At 58.3% G+C, this 21,979-nt stretch carries 20 protein-coding genes; 15 read left to right on the forward strand and 5 right to left on the reverse strand.

Features of this window, described 5'->3' with window-relative positions:
• The first annotated feature begins 109 nt into the window (after positions 1-109).
• The gene (locus PY650_RS02025; protein WP_285877402.1) at positions 110-1,225 is read left to right on the forward strand and encodes a porin; all 1,116 of its coding nucleotides are present in this window, start codon (positions 110-112) and stop codon (positions 1,223-1,225) included.
• 465 nt (positions 1,226-1,690) lie between these two features.
• The gene (locus tag PY650_RS02030) at positions 1,691-2,785 is read left to right on the forward strand and encodes a porin (protein ID WP_285877403.1); all 1,095 of its coding nucleotides are present in this window, start codon (positions 1,691-1,693) and stop codon (positions 2,783-2,785) included.
• 128 nt (positions 2,786-2,913) lie between these two features.
• On the opposite strand, the gene PY650_RS02035 is transcribed toward PY650_RS02030, so the two are convergent.
• Positions 2,914-3,801, reverse strand: a complete 888-nt coding sequence (locus PY650_RS02035; protein WP_285877404.1) for an alpha/beta fold hydrolase — start codon at positions 3,799-3,801, stop codon at positions 2,914-2,916.
• Positions 3,802-3,887: 86 nt separating this feature from the next.
• Positions 3,888-5,942, reverse strand: a complete 2,055-nt coding sequence (locus PY650_RS02040; protein ID WP_285877405.1) for a lytic transglycosylase domain-containing protein — start codon at positions 5,940-5,942, stop codon at positions 3,888-3,890.
• A 218-nt stretch (positions 5,943-6,160) separates the two neighbouring features.
• On the opposite strand from PY650_RS02040, the gene dapA reads away from it, so the two are divergent.
• Both dapA and smpB read left to right on the forward strand, forming a co-directional pair.
• Positions 6,161-7,045, forward strand: coding sequence for a 4-hydroxy-tetrahydrodipicolinate synthase (gene dapA, locus PY650_RS02045; protein ID WP_285877406.1), 885 nt, complete (start codon positions 6,161-6,163; stop codon positions 7,043-7,045).
• Positions 7,046-7,181: 136 nt separating this feature from the next.
• A complete protein-coding gene (gene smpB, locus PY650_RS02050) occupies positions 7,182-7,661 on the forward strand; it encodes an SsrA-binding protein SmpB (RefSeq protein WP_285877407.1) in 480 nt (159 codons plus the stop codon).
• Positions 7,662-7,732: 71 nt separating this feature from the next.
• Here the strand turns inward: smpB and PY650_RS02055 are convergent, their stop codons facing one another.
• Entirely contained in the window at positions 7,733-8,317 is a 585-nt protein-coding gene (locus tag PY650_RS02055; protein WP_285877408.1) for a LabA-like NYN domain-containing protein, read from the reverse strand.
• 310 nt (positions 8,318-8,627) lie between these two features.
• On the opposite strand from PY650_RS02055, the gene rpoZ reads away from it, so the two are divergent.
• The 11 genes from rpoZ to recO all read left to right on the forward strand — a co-directional run bounded on the left by rpoZ (position 8,628) and on the right by recO (position 17,904).
• Positions 8,628-9,032 carry a DNA-directed RNA polymerase subunit omega gene (gene rpoZ / locus PY650_RS02060; RefSeq protein WP_285877409.1) on the forward strand — a complete coding sequence of 135 codons (405 nt, stop codon included), beginning with the start codon at positions 8,628-8,630 and terminating at the stop codon, positions 9,030-9,032.
• Between the two features lie 102 nt (positions 9,033-9,134).
• Positions 9,135-11,360, forward strand: coding sequence for a RelA/SpoT family protein (locus PY650_RS02065; RefSeq protein ID WP_285877410.1), 2,226 nt, complete (start codon positions 9,135-9,137; stop codon positions 11,358-11,360).
• Positions 11,361-11,553: 193 nt separating this feature from the next.
• Positions 11,554-11,703 (forward strand): DUF3563 family protein, encoded by a 150-nt coding sequence (locus tag PY650_RS02070; protein ID WP_285877411.1) that lies wholly within the window; start codon positions 11,554-11,556, stop codon positions 11,701-11,703.
• Between the two features lie 229 nt (positions 11,704-11,932).
• Positions 11,933-12,520 carry a DUF2062 domain-containing protein gene (locus tag PY650_RS02075; RefSeq protein ID WP_285877412.1) on the forward strand — a complete coding sequence of 196 codons (588 nt, stop codon included), beginning with the start codon at positions 11,933-11,935 and terminating at the stop codon, positions 12,518-12,520.
• A gap of 21 nt (positions 12,521-12,541) precedes the next feature.
• Positions 12,542-12,946, forward strand: coding sequence for a holo-ACP synthase (gene acpS, locus PY650_RS02080; protein WP_285877413.1), 405 nt, complete (start codon positions 12,542-12,544; stop codon positions 12,944-12,946).
• A 115-nt stretch (positions 12,947-13,061) separates the two neighbouring features.
• On the forward strand, positions 13,062-13,808 hold the full coding sequence (lepB, locus tag PY650_RS02085; RefSeq protein ID WP_285877414.1) for a signal peptidase I: 747 nt from the start codon (positions 13,062-13,064) through the stop codon (positions 13,806-13,808).
• Entirely contained in the window at positions 13,805-14,524 is a 720-nt protein-coding gene (gene rnc, locus PY650_RS02090) for a ribonuclease III (RefSeq protein WP_285877415.1), read from the forward strand. The genes lepB and rnc overlap by 4 nt, the downstream gene beginning before the upstream one ends.
• Positions 14,525-14,546: 22 nt before the next feature.
• Entirely contained in the window at positions 14,547-15,491 is a 945-nt protein-coding gene (era, locus tag PY650_RS02095; protein WP_285877416.1) for a GTPase Era, read from the forward strand.
• Positions 15,492-15,573: 82 nt separating this feature from the next.
• Positions 15,574-16,326, forward strand: a complete 753-nt coding sequence (locus PY650_RS02100; protein ID WP_285877417.1) for a Crp/Fnr family transcriptional regulator — start codon at positions 15,574-15,576, stop codon at positions 16,324-16,326.
• Between the two features lie 335 nt (positions 16,327-16,661).
• The gene (locus PY650_RS02105) at positions 16,662-17,039 is read left to right on the forward strand and encodes a response regulator (protein ID WP_349644473.1); all 378 of its coding nucleotides are present in this window, start codon (positions 16,662-16,664) and stop codon (positions 17,037-17,039) included.
• 79 nt (positions 17,040-17,118) lie between these two features.
• Positions 17,119-17,904 (forward strand): DNA repair protein RecO, encoded by a 786-nt coding sequence (recO, locus tag PY650_RS02110; RefSeq protein ID WP_285877419.1) that lies wholly within the window; start codon positions 17,119-17,121, stop codon positions 17,902-17,904.
• Positions 17,905-17,928: 24 nt separating this feature from the next.
• Here the strand turns inward: recO and PY650_RS02115 are convergent, their stop codons facing one another.
• Together PY650_RS02115 and PY650_RS02120 are read right to left on the reverse strand one after the other, a co-directional pair.
• Positions 17,929-18,609, reverse strand: coding sequence for a peroxiredoxin-like family protein (locus PY650_RS02115; protein ID WP_285877420.1), 681 nt, complete (start codon positions 18,607-18,609; stop codon positions 17,929-17,931).
• 73 nt (positions 18,610-18,682) lie between these two features.
• On the reverse strand, positions 18,683-21,928 hold the full coding sequence (locus PY650_RS02120; RefSeq protein WP_285877421.1) for an adenylate/guanylate cyclase domain-containing protein: 3,246 nt from the start codon (positions 21,926-21,928) through the stop codon (positions 18,683-18,685).
• Positions 21,929-21,979 lie beyond the last annotated feature (51 nt).

Consider the following 21,979-nt stretch of genomic DNA (forward strand, 5'->3'; position numbering starts at 1 on the left):
CTCGGAAGCAAGGGCGATTGATCGTCCACTTCTTGAAACGCGAGGATGGGGCAGGGAATGCCTTCGGGTAGTTCTCATTCTCGATTGAAACTTTGACTGGAGGTCAATAATGAACATCAAGAGCCTTCTTCTCGGCTCCGCTGCTGCTCTGGCAGCAGTTTCCGGTGCTCAGGCGGCTGACGCTGTTGTTGCCGCTGAGCCGGAGCCGCTCGAATACGTTCGCATCTGCGACGCATACGGTGCAGGCTACTTCTTCATTCCGGGTACCGAAACCTGCCTTAAGATCGGCGGTAAGGTTCGTACGGAAGGCCAGTGGGGCGACGCTTATGGCGGTCATGGCACTGCTGGTGACTGGCGCTACGGCACGCTGTGGCACACCCGCGCTGAATTGAATATCAACACCGCGACCGACACCGAATACGGTCCGCTGAAGACGAACACCATCCTTCGTTGGGATTGGTCGGAAGGCGGCTCCACGGGCACGAACCTTCTGTGGTCGTACATCAGCCTCGGCGGCTTCAGCGTCGGTAAGCAGGACTCGCAGTACAACCAGTTCGTTGGTTACGCCGGCGACGTCATCAACGACGACGTGATCTATGACGGTCCGTACGAACTCAACCAGATCACCTACAACTATGACGCCGGCAACGGCTTCACGGCTGTGGTCTCGGTGGAAGATTCCAACTCGGCGGCCAATATCTCGTCCTATGGTGGCGCTTGGGAAACCAGCCGTTCCAACCACTACGCTCCGAACGTTGTTGCCGGTGCTGGCTACAAGGCCGGTGCATGGTCCTTCAAGGTCGTCGGTGGTTATGACTCCATCGTCGAAGAAGGCGCTATCAAGGCTCGTATCGATGCTGACTTCGGTGTCTTCTCGGCCTTCTTGATGGGTGGCTGGAATACGGACGGCGACAAGCTCAACCAGTATGCTGGCTCGAACCTGGATGTGTCGACTTGCACGCATTCGGACGGCACCATTCATGGTGCAGACTGCGGCTGGGGTGACTGGGCAGTTTGGGGCGGCGTTGGCGTTCCGATCAACGACAAGCTGAAGTGGAACCTGCAGCTCGCTTACACCGACTCGAAGATCTTCGCCGCAACCACAAACATCAAGTGGAACCCGGTCAAGAACCTCCTCATCGAGCCGGAAGTATCCTACACCAACTGGGATTCTATCAGCCAGGACGAGTGGGCTGGTATCCTCCGCTTCGAGCGCACCTTCTAATCTGATTAGACCTCGGTCAAAATCTGATTGTCACATTAGTGACGGAAAGCCCGGCTTTCGAGCCGGGCTTTTTGTTTAGGGCGTTCGATTCCAGCTAGCCGAGTATTGGTAAGTGGCGTCACGTATACTATGAGTTAGAGTATTCTAATTAAGTATAAATTTACAACATGAGTATTTTCGAAAATAATTCTTAGTATAGTTCAATATTGAACACAGCAGAGATGTGACAATTTTGCGACGTGATCTTTGTGCAACGCAAAATTCGAAACAATCGTCACATATGATTATAGTTTGTCTCTGATATTGCTCTAAAAATTCCGATCTGTATTTCTCAAATCGGAAGCAAGGCTTATTGTCTTGCTTCTCCCAGATCAGGGGTCAACTTTGAACAAAAGGTGGGGTAGGGCACGTCGTTTTTTCGGCGCGAATTCTCATACCTAATCGATATTTAGAACTGGAGTTATTATGAACATCAAGAGCCTTCTTCTCGGCTCCGCTGCTGCGCTGGCAGCAGTTTCCGGTGCTCATGCGGCCGATGCCATCGTTGCTGCCGAGCCGGAGCCGCTTGAATACGTCCGTATCTGCGACGCATATGGCGCTGGCTACTTCTTCATTCCGGGCACCGAAACCTGCCTCAAGGTTGGCGGCATGGTCCGTACGGAAGGCGGCTGGTACAACGCTTACAATCCAGGTCCTGGTGGCGACCGCGGCACCTACTGGCACACCCGCGCTCAGCTTTCCATCGACACCGCATCGGACACCGAATACGGTCCGCTGAAGACGGACACCGTCTACCGTTTCGACTGGAACGATGGCAAGGACACGACCACCAAGCTGCTCTGGGCTAACATCAGCCTCGGCGGTTTCCTGGTTGGTAAGCAGGACTCGCAGTACAACCTGTTCGCCGGTTACGCCGGCAACGTCATCAACGACGACGTGATCTGGGACGGCCCGTACGAACTCAACCAGATCACCTACAACTACGACGCCGGCAACGGCTTCACGGCTGTAGTTTCGCTCGAAGATTCCAACTCCGGCGCGGATAAGACCTCCTTCGGCGGCGCATGGGTTCAGTCTGTGCAGAACCACTACGCTCCGAACGTCGTTGCTGGTGCTGGCTACAAGGCTGGCGCTTGGCAGTTCCGCGTCGTCGGTGGTTATGACTCCATCGTCGAAGAAGGCGCTATCAAGGCTCGCGTCGATGCCGATTTCGGCGTCTTCAAGGCCTTCTTGATGGGCGGCTGGAACACCAACGGCGACAAGCTGAACCAGTATGCCGGCTCGAACCTGGACCCGTCGGCTTGCCCGGTTGGCCGTGGCGATCTTTGCGGCTGGGGCGACTGGGCTCTGTGGACCGGCTTCACTGTTCCGATTAACGACAAGCTGCAGGCAAACGCTCAGTTTGCTTACACCGACTCGAAGATCCTCGAAGTTACCGCTAACGTTCGTTGGAACCCGGTCAAGAACCTCCTGGTACAGCCGGAAGTTACCTACACCAACTTCGATTCTGTGAACCAGGATCAGTGGGCTGGTATCCTCCGCTTCCAGCGTAGCTTCTAATTCGGTTCACTGAACCGAATTTGACCGTTTTCATACTCAGATCAGACCTCCGATCAGAAAAGGATTGGCCCGGTTTTCCCAACCGGGCCTTTTCTTTTTGCACAGCGCCTCCTAATGACGCGCGCGATTCAAATTGCTGCTAGAAAATGCTGGATTGCAGCCGGAATATCCCCAAGGTGCAGGACAGGAGCATGTCCTTGCCCGGTGGCAATCTTTGCCGACATGCCCGGATGTCGCCTCGCAATCTCCTCGACAGTAGCCGTTGTCAGCAGTTTCGAATTCTCTCCACGAATCACCATCAACGGGATATTCTGAAACGCCTCGAACTGCGGCCAGAGATCCGGGAGCGGCGCTTCAAGATCGAGCGACTCCAGCTGTGCGGCAATAGCCGGATCGAAATCCGCGACGACTTTTCCATCGCTCTCGGTATAGATCGCAAGCGCCATGTCGCGCCAATCGTCTTGCGTAAGCGCGGTGAAGGTGCAACCGTAATTTTCCTGCAAAATGTCGACTGCCTCGTCCCAATCGGCCGGCTTCCTGCCGCGGTTCAGATAGTCCCGGATATCGGCAAGCCCTTCCTTTTCGAGAACGGGACCGATGTCGTTGAGAATGACTGCTTTCAGTATATCGGGTTGGCTGGCCGCCAGCAGATGCAGGACGAGGCCGCCGCGCGACGTGCCAATGAAAATAGCCTTTGGAATATCCAGTGCGTTGCATGTTGCGAGCACGTCCTGAGCCTCGACCGCAAGGTTATAGTGGCTCTTGTCGTCGTCCCAGGCCGACGAACCGCGCCCGCGGGAATCGAGGGTAATCACCCTGCGCTTCGCGATCGGGTCACGCGACAAAAGCAGCGCCAACTGATGAAAGTCCCGCGAATTACGGGTCAGTCCCGGCAGGCATACGATCGGCAAAGGGTTTGACGTCACCGACGCGCCGCCGTAATCGCGTGCGTAGAGCTTTAGCCCGTCCTGTGCTGAGATTGTTCTGACAATAAAGCCGCTTTCGTCACTGCTCATGGATAACCCCTCGTGGTGAATAGCCTTTCACGAGGGATGTAACGCCATTTTGGCGTCTCTAACAATCAGGCTTGCCGACGCAGAGCTTAGCCGCGTCCATCGATCAGATCGTGCTCGATATCGGTCTTCTGGCCGAGCCGCGCCTTGTAGACCTGATAATTTTCCATGACGCGCTGGACATAGTTGCGCGTTTCGGGGAAGGGGATGCGCTCGATCCAGTCGACGACTTCGTCTATCGATTTGCCGCGCGGGTCGCCGTAGCGGCTGATCCACTCCGGAACCTTGTTCGGGCCGGCATTGTAAGCAATGAAGGTCAGAATGTAGGAGCCGCCAAAAGCGTCGATCTGTTCGCCGAGATAATGGGCGCCAAGCGTGGCGTTATAGCCGGCATCCTGCGTCAGCTTGTCCGCGGAATACGCCATACCGTGACGGCCAGCGACTGCCTTGGCCGTTTTTGGCAGAAGCTGCAAGAGGCCGCGCGCATTGGCGGAGGAAACTGCTGCCGGGTTGAAGGCACTTTCCTGCCGGGCGATTGCATAGGCGAGCGCCTTGCCGGAGCCGGAAATATTGGCGTTGTCCGGAATGACGCCGATCGGGAAGGCAAGTGCTGCGACATCGACGCCGCGGCCATAGGCGATTTTGCCGACCTGAAGCGAAAGCTGATGATTGCCGGAGCGTTCAGCCCTCGCTGCCAACATGGCGATCTCGCCGGGGCTCTGCAATTGTTTCGCCAGTGCCCGATAAAGGGCGTCAGCCCGCCAGCCATGGCCGGCCGCTTCGAGATGCGCAATGGCCTGGACGGCTTCGCGGGACTGAAAGCGCTGCCGGTCTTCAGTCGTTGGCGAGGGGTAGGTGACGTTCAGCGTCCGCCGGCCCAGTTTTTCTGCGGCTAACTGGCCATAGAACGTGGCCGGGTAAGAGGCGGCCTTGGCGAAGAAATCCGCAGCCTTGCCCGGACCACCGGCTTCCGCGGAGCGCCCGAGCCAGTACCAGGCCCGCGATTGCGAGATCGGGCCGTTCGATACCTGCAGGATCTTGCGGAAATGTGCTTCAGCCGTGGCACCATCCTGCAGCCCACGCAAAGCATACCAGCCGGCGTGGAATTCTGCCTCGCCGACATCCTGCGGATTGTCCGCGACATTGGCGTCGACGACGCGATAGGCGGTCTTGAATTCACCTTGATCCACCAAGCCGCGGCTGACGATACGCTGCTCATCCCACCATTGGCCGGCATTGACGAGCGCGCCGCGGTCGCGCGGCATCTGCATCAGAAGATTGGCGGCATCGTCATATTTGTCCTGACGGCGCAGGTTTTCGATCCGCATGAAAAGATAGGCGGGGTCGTTTCGCCATTGCGGATCCATATTGGCAAGCAGCGTTCCGGCATTGGCCGAACGATTGTTGACAGCTGCCCAAACCTTGTAGAGCGACTGCGCCTTTCCGAGGTCGCCGAAACGCTTGGCCTGTGCCGTGCGTCCGCGATAGAGCAGATAGTCCATGCGCGCCTTGTGATCGGCCGGCGAGAGCAGGCCGGAGAATTCAGCAAGGACCTTGTCTTCGAAGGACTTGTCCAGCGCCTCATTGCGCCAGATCTTGCGGATGAGCTTGGCGGCTTGCGCCGAAGCGCCGCGCGAAACCAGCGCACGCGACAGGATCACGGCACCTTCCGGCGTTTCCGGCGGCGTATTGCCGAAGGCGGCAAGCACCTGATCGGCCGGCGGATTTTCAGCGTAAAGCGCGCGCTCGGAATTGCCGCGCAGGCTGGTAAGACCGGGCCAGCTGGCGAGTTCGCGCGCGGCTGCGGCGATTTCACCGGAAGGAACGCCGGGTTGGCCCGAGGTGGCGATCGCCCAGGTCAGAATATGACGGTCGAGCGTGTCCTGACCCATGCTGTTGCGAATGGCGAGCGCCTGCATCGGGTTCTTGTTGGAAAGAGCGTCGAGGCCGGCTTTAAGGTCACCGCTGACGGGCGCGATCGCGGAGCCACGCGGTATAGACCCGGTGCTCAACGGATCCGGCATGGTCATTGCTACGTCCGTCGTCTCTGATGTCGATGCATGGTTGCCGGGAAGCTGTGAGGCAAAAGTGCCCCAGGCGACCGCCACGCCCATAGCGGCCAAGATCATGACAGGTCTTTTCATCCGGCTACTCACAACAAAAAACAGGCCCCCTCCATTTGCCGAATTTTATATTAACGAAACCTTAGCGTTGCCCCGAATTTCAATCAATTATGATATCGGAAACTGCCCTTTACCATCGAAAGCGCGCTTGTCGCCGTCAAGTGAGCGCTTTATGGTGCGCGGATTCATAATCATGGATTGCGGCTGAAGCATGAAAGCGGCGCCGCGAGGAGACTTGCATGTTCCAGGGGTCCATTCCCGCACTCGTTACGCCCTTCACAGACGCCGGCAAGTTGGATGAAGCTTCCTTCGCTTCCCACGTCGAGTGGCAGATAAATGAGGGCAGCAGCGGGCTTGTTCCCGTCGGCACGACGGGTGAGTCTCCGACCCTGTCGCATGATGAGCACAAGCGGGTTGTCGAGCTTTGCATCGAGGTGGCGGGCAAGCGCGTTCCGATCATGGCCGGCGCCGGCTCCAACAATACCCGCGAAGCAATCGAGTTGGCCCAGCACGCCGAGAAGGTTGGCGCCAATGCGGTTCTGGTCGTCACGCCCTACTACAACAAGCCGACGCAGAAGGGGCTTTACGCCCATTTTTCGGCCATCGCCGATGCGGTGAAGCTGCCCATCTATATTTACAATATCCCGGGTCGCTCGGTCGTTGATATGACGCCGGAGACCATGGGCGCATTGGCCAAGGCACATGCAAATATCGTCGGTGTAAAGGATGCGACCGGCAAGATCGAACGCGTTTCCGAACAGCGCATCACCTGCGGCCGAGATTTTCGCCAGCTTTCTGGCGAGGATGCGACGGCACTTGGCTTCAATGCCCACGGGGGTGTCGGCTGCATCTCGGTGACGGCCAATGTCGCGCCGCGCCTCTGTGCGGAATTTCAGGCGGCGACGCTTGCCGGCGACTATGCCAAGGCGCTGGATTATCAGGACCGCCTGATGCCGCTGCATAAGGCAATCTTCCTGGAGCCGGGCCTTTGTGGCGCGAAGTACGGTCTTTCTCGTCTCGGCCGCATGAGCCGCAATGTGCGCTCGCCTCTGCTTTCGACGCTGGAACCGAGCACGGAAGCGGCAATCGACGCAGCTATGCGCCACGCCGGCGTCCTGAACTGAGGTCAAAGCCGTCTGCGAATCTTGTGCGACGACCGCTCTCTCTTCACAAGGAGGGCGGTCTCGCTTATTTAAGGTCTGATATCCTGGCGCGCCGGTGGCCGCTGCCGCATTTGACGCACGAAAAAGAAGAAGAACCATGGCACCCAAAGGCAGCCAACGCGTGGTGAAGAAGGTCGTTGCGGAAAACCGCAAGGCGCGCTTCAACTACGAGATCATCGATACCTATGAGGCCGGCCTCGTACTGAAAGGCACCGAGGTCAAATCGTTGCGCGAGGGCAAGGCAAATATCGCTGAATCCTATGCCTCCGACGAGGGCGGCGAGATTTGGCTGATCAATTCCTATCTGCCGGAATATCTCCAGGCGAACCGCTTCAATCACGAGCCGCGCCGTCGCCGCAAACTGTTGCTTTCAGGCCGCGAGATCGGGCGGTTGCGCTCCGCCGTAAATCGCGAAGGCATGACGCTGATCCCGCTGAAGATCTATTTCAACGACAGCGGCCGCGCCAAACTGGAACTGGCGCTCGCCAAGGGCAAGAAGATTCATGATAAGCGCGAATCCGAGAAGGAACGCGACTGGAACCGGCAGAGGAGCCGGCTTTTAAAGGATAATGGGTGACACACGCACCCTGGGCCAAAGCGAAAGGCCGGTGGTCACCGCAAATACGGAACGCTTTCTCAGGTCCCAGATTACTCTTCGACGTCAGCAGCGGCGGGAGTCACTTCGACTGGACGCTGTGGGCGCTCGGAGGGGTCGCGGCCGATCTCGGCCTTCAGCGACACGAGATCGATGAAGTGATCGGCCTGGCGGCGCAGATCATCGGCGATCATCGGAGGTTGGGTCGCCATGGTAGAAATGACGGACACCTTGCGGCCACGGCGCTGCAGCGCTTCCACCAGTGTGGTGAAATCGCCGTCGCCGGAGAAGATCACAAGGTGATCGACGGTTTCCGACTGCTCCATGGCATCGATCGCCAATTCGATATCCATGTTGCCCTTGATCTTGCGGCGGCCCATGGAGTCGGTGAATTCCTTCGCCGGCTTGGTGATGACCTTATAGCCATTATAGTCTAGCCAATCGATCAGCGGGCGGATCGAAGAATATTCCTGATCCTCGATAAGTGCTGTGTAATAATAGGCTCGCAGCAAATATCCGCGCTTCTGAAAGGCCTTGAGCAGCTTACGATAATCGATATCAAAACCGAGGCTTTTTGAAGCGGCGTAAAGATTGGCGCCGTCAATAAAAAGTGCAATTTTTTCGCGTGGATCGAACATCGCTTACATATCCATTCTTACCATAACGCAATTACTTTTACTCAAAATGCAGTCAAAACAATGTCTTGTATGACGCCCAAGAATAATCCGCATTACTTTATGAATTATTCATATAAACGAGATTTAGGGCACGATTCGCGATATTCCAAGCAACCTATAGTTGAATGCGCAGCTTGTCTAATGAATTTTAGCCCATTGCAGGGGGATTGGCAGCCCTGAAGCAGGAAAAACTTGAATTTGCCATCGTTTGCTTGTATCCGCGTGCTACTCCGAGACATGATGAAGACATCACGACCACAAAGGACAGGCAATGGCCCGTGTCACAGTAGAAGATTGCATTGATAAAGTAGAAAACCGGTTCGAGCTGGTGCTGCTCGCCAGCCACCGCGCCCGCTTGATCTCGCAGGGTTCATCGATCACCATCGATCGCGACAACGACAAGAACCCGGTCGTTGCGTTGCGCGAAATCGCCGATGAGACGCTGTCTCCCGATGATCTGAAGGAAGACCTGATCCACTCGCTGCAGAAGCACGTCGAAGTCGACGAGCCCGAGCCCGATCCGGCAAGCCTCCTGGCTGCCGGCGGCGCCGCTTCGGCTTCGGGCGAGGAGGAAGAAGATCTGCCGGAAGCCGTCACCTTCGACCAGATGTCGGAAGAAGAGCTCCTCGCCGGCATCGAAGGCCTTGTTCCGCCGGAAAAAAGCGACGATTACTGATCGTTGAGCTTGATGCTCTAACCAAGAGCGATATGATGACGAAATGATGCGTGCGCCGGTCGTAGGACTGGCGCGCTTTTATTTTGCGGGAGTAGCTTGGGAATGATGCGGCAATACGAGCTTGTCGAGCGTGTGCAGAAATACAAGCCCGATGCCAACGAAGCACTTCTCAACAAGGCCTATGTTTACGCGATGCAAAAGCATGGGCAGCAGAAGCGTGCCAGCGGCGATCCCTATATTTCCCATCCCCTCGAAGTTGCTGCCATCCTGACCGACATGCGTCTGGATGAATCGACGATCGCCGTCGCGCTTCTGCATGACACGATCGAAGACACCACCGCGACGCGCGCCGAAATCGACGAGTTGTTCGGCGAAGATATCGGTCGCCTGGTGGAGGGGCTCACCAAGATCAAGAAGCTCGATCTCGTCACCAAGAAGGCGAAGCAGGCGGAGAATCTGCGAAAGCTGCTGCTCGCCATTTCCGACGACGTCCGCGTGCTCTTGGTCAAATTGGCCGACCGCCTTCACAATATGCGTACGCTCGACCACATGTCGCTGGAGAAGCGCGCCCGCATTTCCGAAGAGACGATGGAAATCTATGCGCCGCTTGCCGGCCGCATGGGCATGCAGGACATGCGCGAGGAGTTGGAGGAGCTGTCTTTCCGCCACATCAATCCCGAGGCGCATGATACGGTTACCAAGCGCCTCGAAGAGCTGTCGCGGCGCAATGAAGGTCTGGTCAAGAAGATCGAGACCGAACTGCGCGACCTGCTGGTCGCCAACGGCCTGGCCAATGCCATGGTCAAGGGCAGGCAGAAGAAGCCTTATTCGGTCTTCCGCAAGATGCAGTCAAAGTCGCTTTCCTTCGAACAGCTCTCCGATGTCTATGGTTTCCGCCTCCTCGTCGACGACGTTCCGTCCTGCTATCGCGCGCTCGGCATCGTGCATACACGCTGGCGTGTCGTGCCGGGCCGGTTTAAGGACTACATCTCGACGCCGAAGCAGAACGACTATCGCTCGCTGCACACCACCATCGTCGGTCCGTCCAGTCAGCGCATCGAGCTGCAGATCCGCACCAAGCGCATGCATGAAATCGCCGAGTTCGGCATCGCCGCCCACACGCTCTATAAGGACGGCACCAACAATAATGGCGATGGTGAGCTGCTGTCGCGCGAAAGCAACGCCTATTCCTGGCTGCGTCATACCATCGAGGCGCTCGCTGAGGGCGATAGCCCCGAAGAATTCCTCGAGCATACGAAGCTCGAACTGTTCCAGGATCAGGTTTTCTGCTTCACGCCGAAGGGCAAACTGATCGCGCTGCCGCGCGGCGCCACACCGATCGATTTTGCTTACGCCGTTCACACCAATATCGGCGACACCACGGTCGGGGCCAAGATCAACGGCCGGATAATGCCACTTGTGACGCGTCTGACCAACGGCGACGAAGTTGAGATCATACGCTCCGGCGTGCAGGTGCCGCCGGCCGCCTGGGAAGAGATCGTTGTGACCGGCAAGGCGCGCGCCGCCATCCGCCGCGCCACGCGGCTGGCCATCCGCAAGCAATATGCCGGCCTCGGCCACCGTATCCTGGAGCGAACCTTCGAGCGCGCCGGCAAGGTTTTTTCGCGCGAGGCGTTGAAGCCGGCGCTGCACCGTCTCGGCCAGAAGGATGTCGAGGATGCGATCGCAGCTGTCGGGCGAGGGGAGATGTCGTCGCTCGATGTATTGCGCGCCGTCTATCCCGATCATCAGGACGAACGTGTCACGGTCAAGCCCGCCGGTGACGAAGGCTGGTTCAATGTCCGCAGCGTCGCAGGCATGATCTTCAAGATCCCCGGCAAGAACAAGACCGATCTCGCCGCCAGTGTCGAAGGGGGGGATGCCCCGCCGATCCGCGGCTTGGCGGCGGATGTCGAAGTACATTTCGCGCCGACCGGCGCCGTACCCGGGGACCGTATCGTCGGTATCATGGAAAAGCCCAGAGGCATTACCATCTATCCGATACAGTCGCCGGTACTGCAGCGTTTCGACGACCAACCGGAGCGGTGGATCGACGTGCGGTGGGATCTCGACGAGGCCAACAAGTCCCGCTTCGCCGCCCGTATCCTGATCAATGCGCTGAACGAGCCGGGCACACTTGCCAAGGTAGCGCAAACGGTCGCAGACATCGACGTCAACATTCGCGTTCTCAATACGGTGCGCGTAGCCGCCGACTTTACGGAGATGGCGCTGGATGTCGAAGTCTGGGACCTGCGCCAGCTCAATCAGCTACTCGTACAGCTGAAAGAGCTCGATTGCATCGCTACCGTAAAGCGGCTTTACGAATAATTATCCTTGGGGACAGCATTGGATCCGGTGCGAATTGCATATTTTGTGATCATTTTATGACCAAAATTGCCTACATCCACACCAAGCCATGCGACTTGTGCATAGCTGCGTGTATTTTAGAGCGGTGGTAATTAACCTTTGTCACGCCTATCTTCTTGTTATCGAAGAAACGAAACAGAGAAGAGAGAAGACAATGTTTGGACCTATCAAGAAATTCGCCCGCGCATTGCGCGTTCCGAGTACCGAAGAACGTGAAATGGCTTATCTGAATGGTTCGCACGACCGCTTTGACCTTGAGTATCGTCAGCGCCAGATCGATCGTGGCATGTTTCGCCAGCGTTAAACGCTGACAATACTTTCAAATTGGGAAGGGGCGCGCATGTTGCTGCGCCCTTGGAGCGTCCCGCTGAAAGCAGACAGGATGTTCCGCGTAGTGTTCTAGAGCAGGCTTTTGCAGTTCCTTATGAACATGCGTCCGCTCCAGGAGGTATAGGTGCTGCGGCTGGATAATCAGCGTATGATATGCTTCGCCGCTCTTGTCATGACCGCCCTGGGTGCACTAGATAAGCCGCATGTTATTTCGTCGCAGAAAACCACTAACGTTGAAGGAAAAACTGCGGGATCATCTTTGGCCCCGTAAAGGTTTCATTCGCTCGTTCCAATATTTTGGAAAGCGCCTAGTGCGCCTCGCCGCGTCGCCGCATTCGGTGGCTGCGGGCTTTGCTGCGGGCATCGTCGTTTCCTGGACCCCCTTCATTGGCGTGCATTTCGTCATGGCGATCATCATTGCCTATTTGGTTGGTGGCAATGTGGTCGCGGCCGCGCTCGGCTGCCTGGCCGCCGGCAATCCCATCACCTATCCCTTCATCTGGGGCCTCACCTGGGAAATCGGTCATCTGATCCTGGCGCGCGACGGCGGCGGCCAAAGTGGTGGCATCGATCTGCCTGCGCTGTGGCATAGAGGTGATCTCCTGCAGATTTGGGACCCGGTCCTGAAGCCGATGTTGATCGGTGGCATCCCGCCGGCAATCGTCACGGGCGTCATCGTTTACGGTTTGACCTATTATGGGGTGAAGAGCTTCAAATCCCGTCGCAAGGCGCGGTTGATGGAGCGTGCGCGCGAGCGCCTAGCGCTTGCTGACAACGCATCGAGCGTCTGACGGAACGCGAAGGGCCTTCTCATGATCATCGGGATAGGCAGCGACCTCATCGACATCCGCCGCGTCGAGAAATCGATCGAACGCTTCGGTTCACGGTTCACCGAACGCTGTTTCACCGATATCGAGCGCGCCAAATCCGAAGGGCGCAAGAACAAGGCTGCGTCATACGCCAAACGCTTCGCCGCCAAGGAGGCCTGTTCCAAGGCGCTTGGCACAGGCCTGGCGCAGGGCGTCTTCTGGCGCGATATGGGTGTCGTCAATATGCCGAGCGGCAAGCCGACGATGCAATTGACGGGCGGTGCGGCGAAAAGATTGGCGGCGATGACGCCGGAAAATCACCGCGCTGCCATTCATTTGACGATAACCGATGATTTCCCTCTCGCTCAAGCCTTCGTGATCATCGAGGCACTGCCGATTGCGGACTGAATGACGAACATGTGTCGCTTTTAATACTCGCGCCATTGCCGCCGTGGTATGAAGAAGATAGAGAGTGCCTGAAAGTAAAGTGCGCCGGTGGGGTGCGAAAAAGGAATAAGACTGCGTGTCCGAGAAAGCCGAAAAACAGCAGAATGTCCTGTGGGAAAACTTCAAGGTCATAGTACAGGCTCTGGTCCTGGCCATGATCATCCGCACAGTGCTATTTCAACCTTTTACCATTCCGTCGGGCTCGATGATGCCGACGCTTCTTGTCGGAGACTATATCTTCGTCAACAAATTCGCCTACGGCTATTCCAAATATTCGCTGCCTTTCTCGCCAGATCTGTTCAGCGGCCGCATCTTCGGTAGCGAACCGAAGCGCGGCGATGTCGTGGTCTTCCGCTTCCCGCCGAATCCGGATGTCGACTATATCAAGCGCGTCATCGGCCTACCGGGCGATCGTATTCAGGTGAAGAACGATATCCTTTACATTAACGGCCAGGCTGTTCCGCGCCAGCCGCATGGCACCTTCGCTTCGGATTACAGCCAGGAGCCCGGCGACGATATTCCCGTTTACAGCGAGCGTCTGCCGGATACCGGCAAGGTCTACGATACACTGGATCTGTCGCCTTCGTCGCGCGGTGACAACACGCAGGAATATGTCGTGCCGCCGGGCAACTACTTCATGATGGGCGACAACCGCGACAATTCAGACGACAGCCGTTTCGACGTCGGTTACGTGCCGGCTGAGAACCTGATCGGGCGCGCCAGCGTCATTTTCTTCTCGCTCGGACACGACACGTCGTTCCGCGAAATCTGGAAATGGCCGACCAACATGCGTTGGGATCGCCTCTTTAAGGTTGTCGAATGACGAAAGCGCAGACGCTCCAGCAGGCAGATCGTGTCAGGCTAGAAGCCGCTATAGGTCACGAATTCGCCGAGAAGGAGCGCCTCGACTGGGCTCTGACGCATGCCAGTGCTCGAACGCACAAGGCCGGCAATTACGAGCGGCTGGAATTTCTCGGCGACCGGGTTCTCGGCCTGTGCATCGCCGAGCTGCTTTTCCAAACCTTCGGTACGGCAACCGAGGGCGAGCTCTCGGTGCGCCTCAACCAGTTGGTCAGTGCGGAGACCTGCGCCGAGGTTGCCGACGAGATGCAGTTGCATCTCTTCATCCGCACCGGCGCCGATGTGAAAAAACTGACAGGCAAGCGCATGTTGAACGTGCGTGCCGATGTCGTCGAAAGCCTGATTGCGGCACTTTATCTCGATGGCGGCCTCGAAGTGGCGCGCAAGTTCATCTTGCGCTACTGGGAGCGCCGCGCCATCCGTGCCGATGGTGCAAGGCGCGACGCCAAGACGGAATTGCAGGAATGGGCGCACGCTAAATATGGTGTCACACCCGTTTACAGGGTTGATGACCGCAGCGGACCGGATCATGATCCCCGTTTCACGGTGACGGTGGAGGTGGCCGGAACCGCGCCAGAGACCGGTATTGAACGCTCCAAACGCGCCGCCGAGCAAGTGGCTGCGACACGGATTTTGGAGCGTGAAGGTGTATGGCAGCTCCAGTCCTCTCAAAAATGACTGCCTAGAAATGACGGAAAAGATGACCAATCAGGAAGACATGGCCGCCGGTGAAGGCGCGGCTGAAAATATCAGCCCTACGCATTCCGGCTTCGTGGCCCTTATCGGCCCGACCAATGCCGGCAAATCGACGCTCGTCAACCGGCTCGTCGGCGCGAAAGTGTCGATTGTCAGCCACAAGGTGCAGACGACGCGCGCGATTGTCCGCGGCATTGCCATTCATGACAAGGCGCAGATCGTCTTCATGGATACGCCCGGCATATTCAAGCCGCGCCGGCGCCTCGATCGCGCGATGGTGACGACCGCATGGGGAGGCGCCAAGGATGCGGATCTCATCATGCTGCTGATCGACAGCGAGCGCGGATTACGCGGCGATGCCGAAGCTATTCTCGAGGGACTGAAGGAAGTTTCGCAGCCAAAAATCCTCGTTCTGAACAAGATCGACCGTGTTCGCCGCGAAGACCTGCTGGCGCTTGCCGCTGCCGCCAACGAGAAGATCGCCTTCGAGGAGACCTTTATGATTTCGGCCGAAAACGGTTCGGGTTGCGACGATGTGATGGACTATCTGGCAAAAACCCTGCCGGAAGGCCCGTGGTATTATCCCGAGGACCAGATTTCCGATCTGCCGATGCGCCAGCTCGCCGCGGAAATCACCCGCGAAAAACTGTTCCTGCGTCTGCATCAGGAACTGCCGTATTCCTCCCACGTCGAGACGGAGAAATGGGAGGAGCGCAAGGACGGCTCAGTGCGTATCGAGCAGGTGATCTATGTCGAGCGCGAGAGCCAGAAGAAGATCGCCCTCGGCAAATCAGGCGAAACGATCAAGGCGATCTCGACCGCCTCACGCAAGGAACTGTCTGAAATTCTCGAGCAGCCAGTGCACCTCTTCCTCTTCGTCAAAGTGCGGGAGAACTGGGGTGACGATCCGGAACGCTTCCGTGAGATGGGACTCGAGTTTCCGCGCTGACGGAACAATGTCCCGTTGACCGTCTTACCCTGCGACAGCTGTCGGGCGGATTGCGCCCGTCGGCGTACCCAAGGGGGCGTCAATGCCGAAGACGACGACGTTGCATGGGCAAAGGACACCGTGTCAGCAATGTCCGCTGCGGGGCCTGTCGCATTTCCGCGAATTCAATCGCGAGGAGTTGAGTTTCGTCACGGATTTCAAGAAGGGCGAGTTAATCGTCGACGCTGGTGCGACGATTTTCCTCGAGGGTGCCCACAGCGCTCATCTTTTCACGATTCTTTCCGGCTGGGGCTTTCGCTATAAGACCCTCGAAGATGGGCGCAGGCAGATTCTCAACTATGTCATGCCCGGTGACCTCATCGGTCTGCAGGGCTCGATCATGGGCGAAATGCGGCATTCGACCGAGGCCCTGTCACCGGTCTCGCTCTGCGTCTTCGAGCGTGCGGAACTGATGACGCTTTACAACACCCATCCGTCGCTGGCTTTCGATCTAACCTGGATGGCCGCGCGGGAAGAACGCATTCTGGACGAACATCTCCTGAGCGTCGGTCGGCGGTCCGCGCTGGAACGTGCCGCTTATCTGCTCGCCTATCTGCATCAGCGGGCAAGCGCCCTGCACCTCTTCAACGGTAGCAATGTCATCCCGATCACCCAGCAGCACATTGCCGATACGCTCGGCCTCTCCATCGTTCACACCAACAAGACGTTAAAAAAGCTCTCGGAACGCAAACTGATCCGCTGGCAGGAGCGCGGTTGCGATGTGCTAAACGGCGAAGGACTGGCCGAACTCGCCGCGTGGGAAGGGCTTGATTCGGGCCGCCGGCCATTCATCTAATGTTCGATATTGACACAGACTGCCCATGTCTTTTTTAAATGCTAGCGATTGCTGTATCAGCATAGACTACATTCGCCGTCACTTTTCGACCAGTTTCACCTTTTACTAACCGCAGCGGCAAAAGCGATTGGAGCATGATGACGAGCCCATAGTGCCGCGAGGTTAAAAGTGCGATGCGGGTTTAGGCGAGGTCATGTCACATGAGATCTAGCCAACACGGATGGGGGAATACCATCCATTCAACACGGGCCGATGATTGGCGCCGGAGGGATAGATGTGGGAATGTTTACGGGGCACCGCGCCGATTGGCGTACGGACGCGGGGATGGCGCTGATATGACGGTTCAGCGCGTTCTCATTTTGGAAGACAATCTAATCATTGCGATGGAGGCGGAGGAAATTCTTCGTCTTGTCGGGGTCGTGCAGGTAGAAATAGCCTCGAACCTGGAGCAGGCGGTCAACGCCATTCATACAGAGCGTTATGATTTTGCGATGCTGGATGTCAATCTGGGTGATTCGATGAGTTTCGGCTTTGCCCGGTTGCTGGCCGAGCGCGGCATCGCTTTTGGCTTCGTCAGCGGCTATCCTGATACGCTCGATTTCCCACACGACATGCGGCATGTGCCGTTGCTCAACAAGCCCTTCGATGAAGCTGCCATGCGGGCATTCGTCGACAAGCTAGCGTCTGTAAGCAGCCTATCAAGCGACCAGTAGAGCCGATCGTCTCCCATGTGACAGCGTCTGCGGTTTGGCCTAAACTCGAATCACGAATTTCTGCGGGATAAACCGGCCGATGCAGTGGCAGGATCAGGCGATCATACTGGGCGTCAAGCGCCTCGGCGAAACAAGCGTCATCGCCGAGGTAATGACGCGTGATCGTGGCCGGCATATGGGATTGGTGCGCTCCGGCCGATCGCGCGCCATGCAGCCTGTGCTGCAGGCGGGTAATCTGGTCGAAGTCACCTGGCGGGCGCGGCTGCACGAGCATCTCGGCGAGTTCCGCATCGAGCCGGTGAGGTTGCGGGCGGCGCGGCTGATGGAAACGGCGACCGCCGTCTATGGCGTGCAGGCCATGGGCGCGCTGCTGCGCCTGCTGCCTGAGCGCGATCCTCATCCGCATCTTTACGATGCACTCGATGTCATTCTGGAAAACCTGCAGAACCCCATGGACGCCGGCGAGCTCTTCGTCCGCTTCGAGTTGGCGGTGCTCAACGATCTTGGCTTCGGCCTTGATCTGACTGCATGTGCCGCAACAGGCGTGCGCGACGACCTCGCCTTCGTATCACCGAAGAGCGGACGTGCCGTCTGCCGTGCCGCCGGTTTGCCTTGGGCCGACAAGATGCTGGCGCTGCCACCCTTCCTTGCTGCCGGCGCCGTCGAAGCGGCGGATTGTGAAAGCCTTGCCGCCGCTTTCCACCTGACCGGCTTCTTCCTGCATCGCCATGTCTACGAGCCCCGCGGCATTGAAATCGCCGCGGCGCGTGACGGGTTCATTCAGGCTGCCCTGAAGGCGTTGAGCACAGCTTCGGTTACCGCGGAGAGGCAGCAAGAGCGACTGGGCGCTGCCTTCAAACACTAGATCGGAACCAAAGAACCATTCGGTTCAAACAGCCATATTCGATGCCGCTGACATCACTTCTCTAGGTGCGGGAATGCCGAACATATGGCGGCCAGACTCCTCCACTTCCGTAAAGCACCACCGGACGACACCATCCCGATCGAGCAGAAACTCGCCGATGAGCTGTCCTTCGCCGGTGGCGATCATCTGCTTGTCATCCTCGGTGAATTCATAGCCATCCACTTTGTCAAGGAACTCCATCGCTGCCATCGGGTTCATCGGCTGGGGAAGCTCGTCCGGCATCTCGACGCGCATTGACTTCACCGTCTTCACGCCAACCTTGCGTGGCCAGTCATTCTCGTCTTCGGTGAACTGCACATTCGGCAGGCCGAAGGCTTTGTGCGATACCCTTTCCGGATCGGACGCGGCCAGCAGATTGGGAAGTGGATGGTAGCGGAAATAAAGGCGGGCTCGGTCGATCGGCGTGTTGACGACGGTCAGGCTGTCGATGCCTTTTTCCTGCAATGCACCGGTGAGTTCGGACATGGCGGCGATCTGCCGGCGGCAGAAGGGGCAATGCAGCCCGCGGAACAACCCGACAAGCACAGGCTTCTGACCGCGAAAATCGTCAATGGCGATCTTGCCTTGGCGGGTGATCGCATCCAGCACGACGTTCGGCGCCCGATCTCCAGGCTGCAATGGTCTTTCGGTGTGGTGCTCCGGCATCTTTCGTTCCTCCCTTTAAGCGCCTGAATCGATTCCCCTAATGGATTTGCAGCGAGCCTCGCGACGAGGGCAGTCAATCAAGAAACGGCAATACGACGAGCGTGCCTGGGTCGAGGTTGTGGCGGGCGCATACATCCTGCGCAAGCGTGAAATACCGTTCCGCCTCATCCATGTCATCACGCTCGAGGCTCAATGTCGCCAAACCATCATAGCACGGAAAGAGCAGTTGCGGCTCGTCAATTTCCTTCGCAACCTCAAGGGCTTCCTCGTAATACTTACGAGCTAGCGTCGGCTGTCCGTGACATTGATGGATCTGCCCGAGGACAATCAATGGAACGGAGAGATGGTCGCGCTGATCGAGCGCGCGGTCGATTTCCACCGCTTTCTCCGCTGCCGGCACACCCTCCGTGGCACAGCGATGGGTGAAGGTGCAACAGGAAACGGCGAGATTGGCGAGAAGACGAGCCTGGAAGCCGAGATCGCCGATGCGGGTCGCGACCTCTAGCCCGCGCTGGCAGACCTTGATAGCGCTGGCGGGATCGACAACCGTGTAGAGGACGCCGAGATTGGAATAGGCGCGACAGGCGGCACTTTGCAGGTCGGCCTTTTCGGCTACGGACAGGCTGCGTTCCACCTCGTGCACGGCATCACGACGACGTCCGAGCCGCGCAAGTGCTGCCCCCTTGGTATTCAGCGCTTCGGCCATCGCCCGCGCTGCCTCCCGTCCAGTCTCGGTCGTCCCGTCGATCGGCAGCGTTTGCAGGCATTGCAAGGCCTGCGTCGCCCATTCGGCAGCGGCAGTCTGGTCGCCCATGCGGAAGGCCAGATAGCCGCGCTCCTGCAGAAGATGCGCATGTTCGACCGGCGCGTCGATTGTCGCGATCATGGCTTCAGCCTCGGCGCAGTGGGCCTCCGCTTGGTCGCGGCGCCCGGCATCGAGATACAGGCGGCCGATCTTTCGCAATATCCTCGCGGCGGCGATTCGATCGTCTCGGGTGCGGTGGATCGCAAGCGCTCGCTGATAATGGTTGATGGCGGCGTCGCGGAGGCCGGCCGGGCCGCAGAGATCGGCAAGACGCTCCAGAAGCGCCAGTTGCTCCGGCGTTACCTCCGGCTCGTCTGCGAAGGCGGCAAGCGCCTGACGATAGAGGCGCATGGCATCGTCGTTGGCGTAGGTCTTGCGCGCCAGATCGCCGGCCACCATCAGGTAGGTAGCCCCCTTGGCCTTCTCGGCAGTCAAGCTGAAATGATGGCCGAGCTGCGCCAGATGCTCGGGCCGATCGGGTGCGGAACCGTACTGGCGTTCCAGAGCCTGACCGATCCGGCGATGAAGCTCCATGCGCCGTTGCAGCAGCAGATTATGATAGATGACGTCGTGCAGCAGGGATTGGCTGAAGCGATAGGCGGGGGATACGCCGGCATCGGGCCCGCGCAGTTCCTCGATGATGTTGGCATCGCAGAGATAGTCCAAAGCAGGGTCGATGGCAGCCGGATCGGTGGCGACGATGCGAAGCAGAGCGATCTCGAACTTCGGGCCGACTACCGCCGCCTCCTGCGCCAACCGTCTTATCTCGTGCGGCAGACGATCGACGCGGGCGAGTAATAGGGCTTGCAGATTGACCGGAATATCGACATCCGTGTCTTCCGCCGCAACATGCCAGCGTTGACCGTCATTGCGTAGCGTCCCTATCTCGATCAGCCTCCGAAGGATTTCTTCGATAAAGAGCGGATTGCCGCCGGCGCGGTCGAGGATGCGCTTACGCATCGTGACCGGCACGTTGCCATGACCTTCACCGAAAAAGGCAGCGAGAAGTTTTTGCCCATCGGCTGCAATCAACGGGCCGAGACGTTGCACGGTGACGCTGACACGATTTGAGTCCAATGGGTCGATTTGCGAAGTCGGCCGGTAGATCGCAAGCAGCATCAACCGGCTACGCTCCAGCCGGTCCATCATGAAGCGAAGCACTTCCAGCGAGGCAGCATCCGCCCAATGCAGGTCCTCGATGACAAGCAGCAGCGGACCCTGCGCCAGCCGACGCTCGAAAACGGTGCGGACCGCATAGAAGATCTGCCGCCTCAGTTGCTCAGGCTCGATATGCCGCAGTGTTCCGCTAGGGTCACCGAGGCCGAGCACATGCAGGAAAAGCGGCAAAAGCCCGTCGATGTCCTGCTGCGTGAGATCGAGCGCACGGAACCCCGCCGCCAGCAACTGACGCGTCCTATCGAGATTATCCCGCTCGCCGATGCCGTACGCGCTGCGCACGACTGCGCCAAGCGTGCCATAGGATTGCTCGCCAAGCGGAGAGCAGGTTGCTTTGCGGATCGCAAGGCCCTGGAAGCGAACGGCATTGCCGGCTATTCCGATGAATTCGTTGACCAGCCGAGACTTGCCAATACCCGCTTCGCCAATCAGGCGAACAAGCTGTGCCGCACCGCCGCAGGCGAGATCGAGGCATGTCAGCAGCCGTGACAACTCCGTATCTCGTCCGATCATCGGCGCCTGAAGGCCGAAACTTTCGAGCCCGCGCGCCGTATAGGGCGCTTCCAATGGTCCCGTCAGCCGATGAACGAGAACATTGCCGCTTTTGCCGCGCAGCGCCTGCGCGCCGAGACTCTCGAAGGCAAAGGCATGGCGGGTGAGGCGATAGGTCAGCGGCCCGACAAGGATATCGTTTTCGCCGGCCATGGATTGCAGGCGTTGGGCGGTATTCACCGTGTCGCCGGTCACAGAATAGGATTTGGTACTAACCGCGCCGAAGCTACCGGTGACGACAGGGCCACTATTGATGCCGATATGCAGGCGCAGCGGTAAACCCGCGCGCGATTGCCAGCGCTCGCCGACCTGCATCGCCCGTTCGATCATATCGAGGGCGGCATTGAGTGCCCTTACCGGATCATCCTCATGGGCAACCGGCGCGCCGAACAGCGCCAACAGTGCGTCGCCAACGAACTTGTCGACGAAGCCGCCATAGGCCTCGACCGCCTGGGTCATCTCTTCGAACAATTCGTTCTGCAGCACCCGCATGACTTCGGGGTCGATCTGCTCGCTGAGTGTCGTGAAGCCGCAGAGATCGGCAAAGAGCACCGTCACTGGCCGCCGGTCGGCATCGCTATCCGCTTTCGGCGGTATGGTTTCGATCGTTGGCTTAGCTGCGGGTTGGGCTGTGTCGGAAATCGAGGCGCCGCATCTGGGGCAGAAGGCAAAATCAGGCTTGCAGGGATAGCCGCAGGCAGCGCAGGACACAGGTTGCTTTGCGCCGCATCGCGGGCAGAAAGCAAAACCGCTCTGAATATCGAAACCGCAGCCGGCGCATTCCATCGGACGCACCTCGAAAAAAGCCCGGTGCGCCGTGGCTCCTTCGGCAGCAAC

The organism is Martinezella calliandrae (assembly GCF_030272695.1).
Classification (GTDB): Bacteria; Pseudomonadota; Alphaproteobacteria; order Rhizobiales; family Rhizobiaceae; genus Rhizobium; species Rhizobium calliandrae.

What these genes read in the sequence shown, in the direction of transcription:
- PY650_RS02065 (WP_285877410.1), top strand. Translation starts at nt 9,135, where the DNA reads ATGATGCGGCAATACGAGCTTGTCGAGCGTGTGCAGAAATACAAGCCC.
- PY650_RS02070 (WP_285877411.1), top strand. Translation starts at nt 11,554, where the DNA reads ATGTTTGGACCTATCAAGAAATTCGCCCGCGCATTGCGCGTTCCGAGT.
- smpB (WP_285877407.1), top strand. Translation starts at nt 7,182, where the DNA reads ATGGCACCCAAAGGCAGCCAACGCGTGGTGAAGAAGGTCGTTGCGGAA.
- dapA (WP_285877406.1), top strand. Translation starts at nt 6,161, where the DNA reads ATGTTCCAGGGGTCCATTCCCGCACTCGTTACGCCCTTCACAGACGCC.
- PY650_RS02040 (WP_285877405.1), bottom strand. Translation starts at nt 5,942, where the DNA reads ATGAAAAGACCTGTCATGATCTTGGCCGCTATGGGCGTGGCGGTCGCC.
- rpoZ (WP_285877409.1), top strand. Translation starts at nt 8,628, where the DNA reads ATGGCCCGTGTCACAGTAGAAGATTGCATTGATAAAGTAGAAAACCGG.
- PY650_RS02055 (WP_285877408.1), bottom strand. Translation starts at nt 8,317, where the DNA reads ATGTTCGATCCACGCGAAAAAATTGCACTTTTTATTGACGGCGCCAAT.
- PY650_RS02035 (WP_285877404.1), bottom strand. Translation starts at nt 3,801, where the DNA reads ATGAGCAGTGACGAAAGCGGCTTTATTGTCAGAACAATCTCAGCACAG.
- rnc (WP_285877415.1), top strand. Translation starts at nt 13,805, where the DNA reads ATGACGAAAGCGCAGACGCTCCAGCAGGCAGATCGTGTCAGGCTAGAA.
- era (WP_285877416.1), top strand. Translation starts at nt 14,547, where the DNA reads ATGACCAATCAGGAAGACATGGCCGCCGGTGAAGGCGCGGCTGAAAAT.
- PY650_RS02115 (WP_285877420.1), bottom strand. Translation starts at nt 18,609, where the DNA reads ATGCCGGAGCACCACACCGAAAGACCATTGCAGCCTGGAGATCGGGCG.
- PY650_RS02120 (WP_285877421.1), bottom strand. Translation starts at nt 21,928, where the DNA reads ATGGAATGCGCCGGCTGCGGTTTCGATATTCAGAGCGGTTTTGCTTTC.
- PY650_RS02025 (WP_285877402.1), top strand. Translation starts at nt 110, where the DNA reads ATGAACATCAAGAGCCTTCTTCTCGGCTCCGCTGCTGCTCTGGCAGCA.
- PY650_RS02100 (WP_285877417.1), top strand. Translation starts at nt 15,574, where the DNA reads ATGCCGAAGACGACGACGTTGCATGGGCAAAGGACACCGTGTCAGCAA.
- recO (WP_285877419.1), top strand. Translation starts at nt 17,119, where the DNA reads ATGCAGTGGCAGGATCAGGCGATCATACTGGGCGTCAAGCGCCTCGGC.
- PY650_RS02075 (WP_285877412.1), top strand. Translation starts at nt 11,933, where the DNA reads ATGTTATTTCGTCGCAGAAAACCACTAACGTTGAAGGAAAAACTGCGG.
- acpS (WP_285877413.1), top strand. Translation starts at nt 12,542, where the DNA reads ATGATCATCGGGATAGGCAGCGACCTCATCGACATCCGCCGCGTCGAG.
- PY650_RS02030 (WP_285877403.1), top strand. Translation starts at nt 1,691, where the DNA reads ATGAACATCAAGAGCCTTCTTCTCGGCTCCGCTGCTGCGCTGGCAGCA.
- PY650_RS02105 (WP_349644473.1), top strand. Translation starts at nt 16,662, where the DNA reads ATGACGGTTCAGCGCGTTCTCATTTTGGAAGACAATCTAATCATTGCG.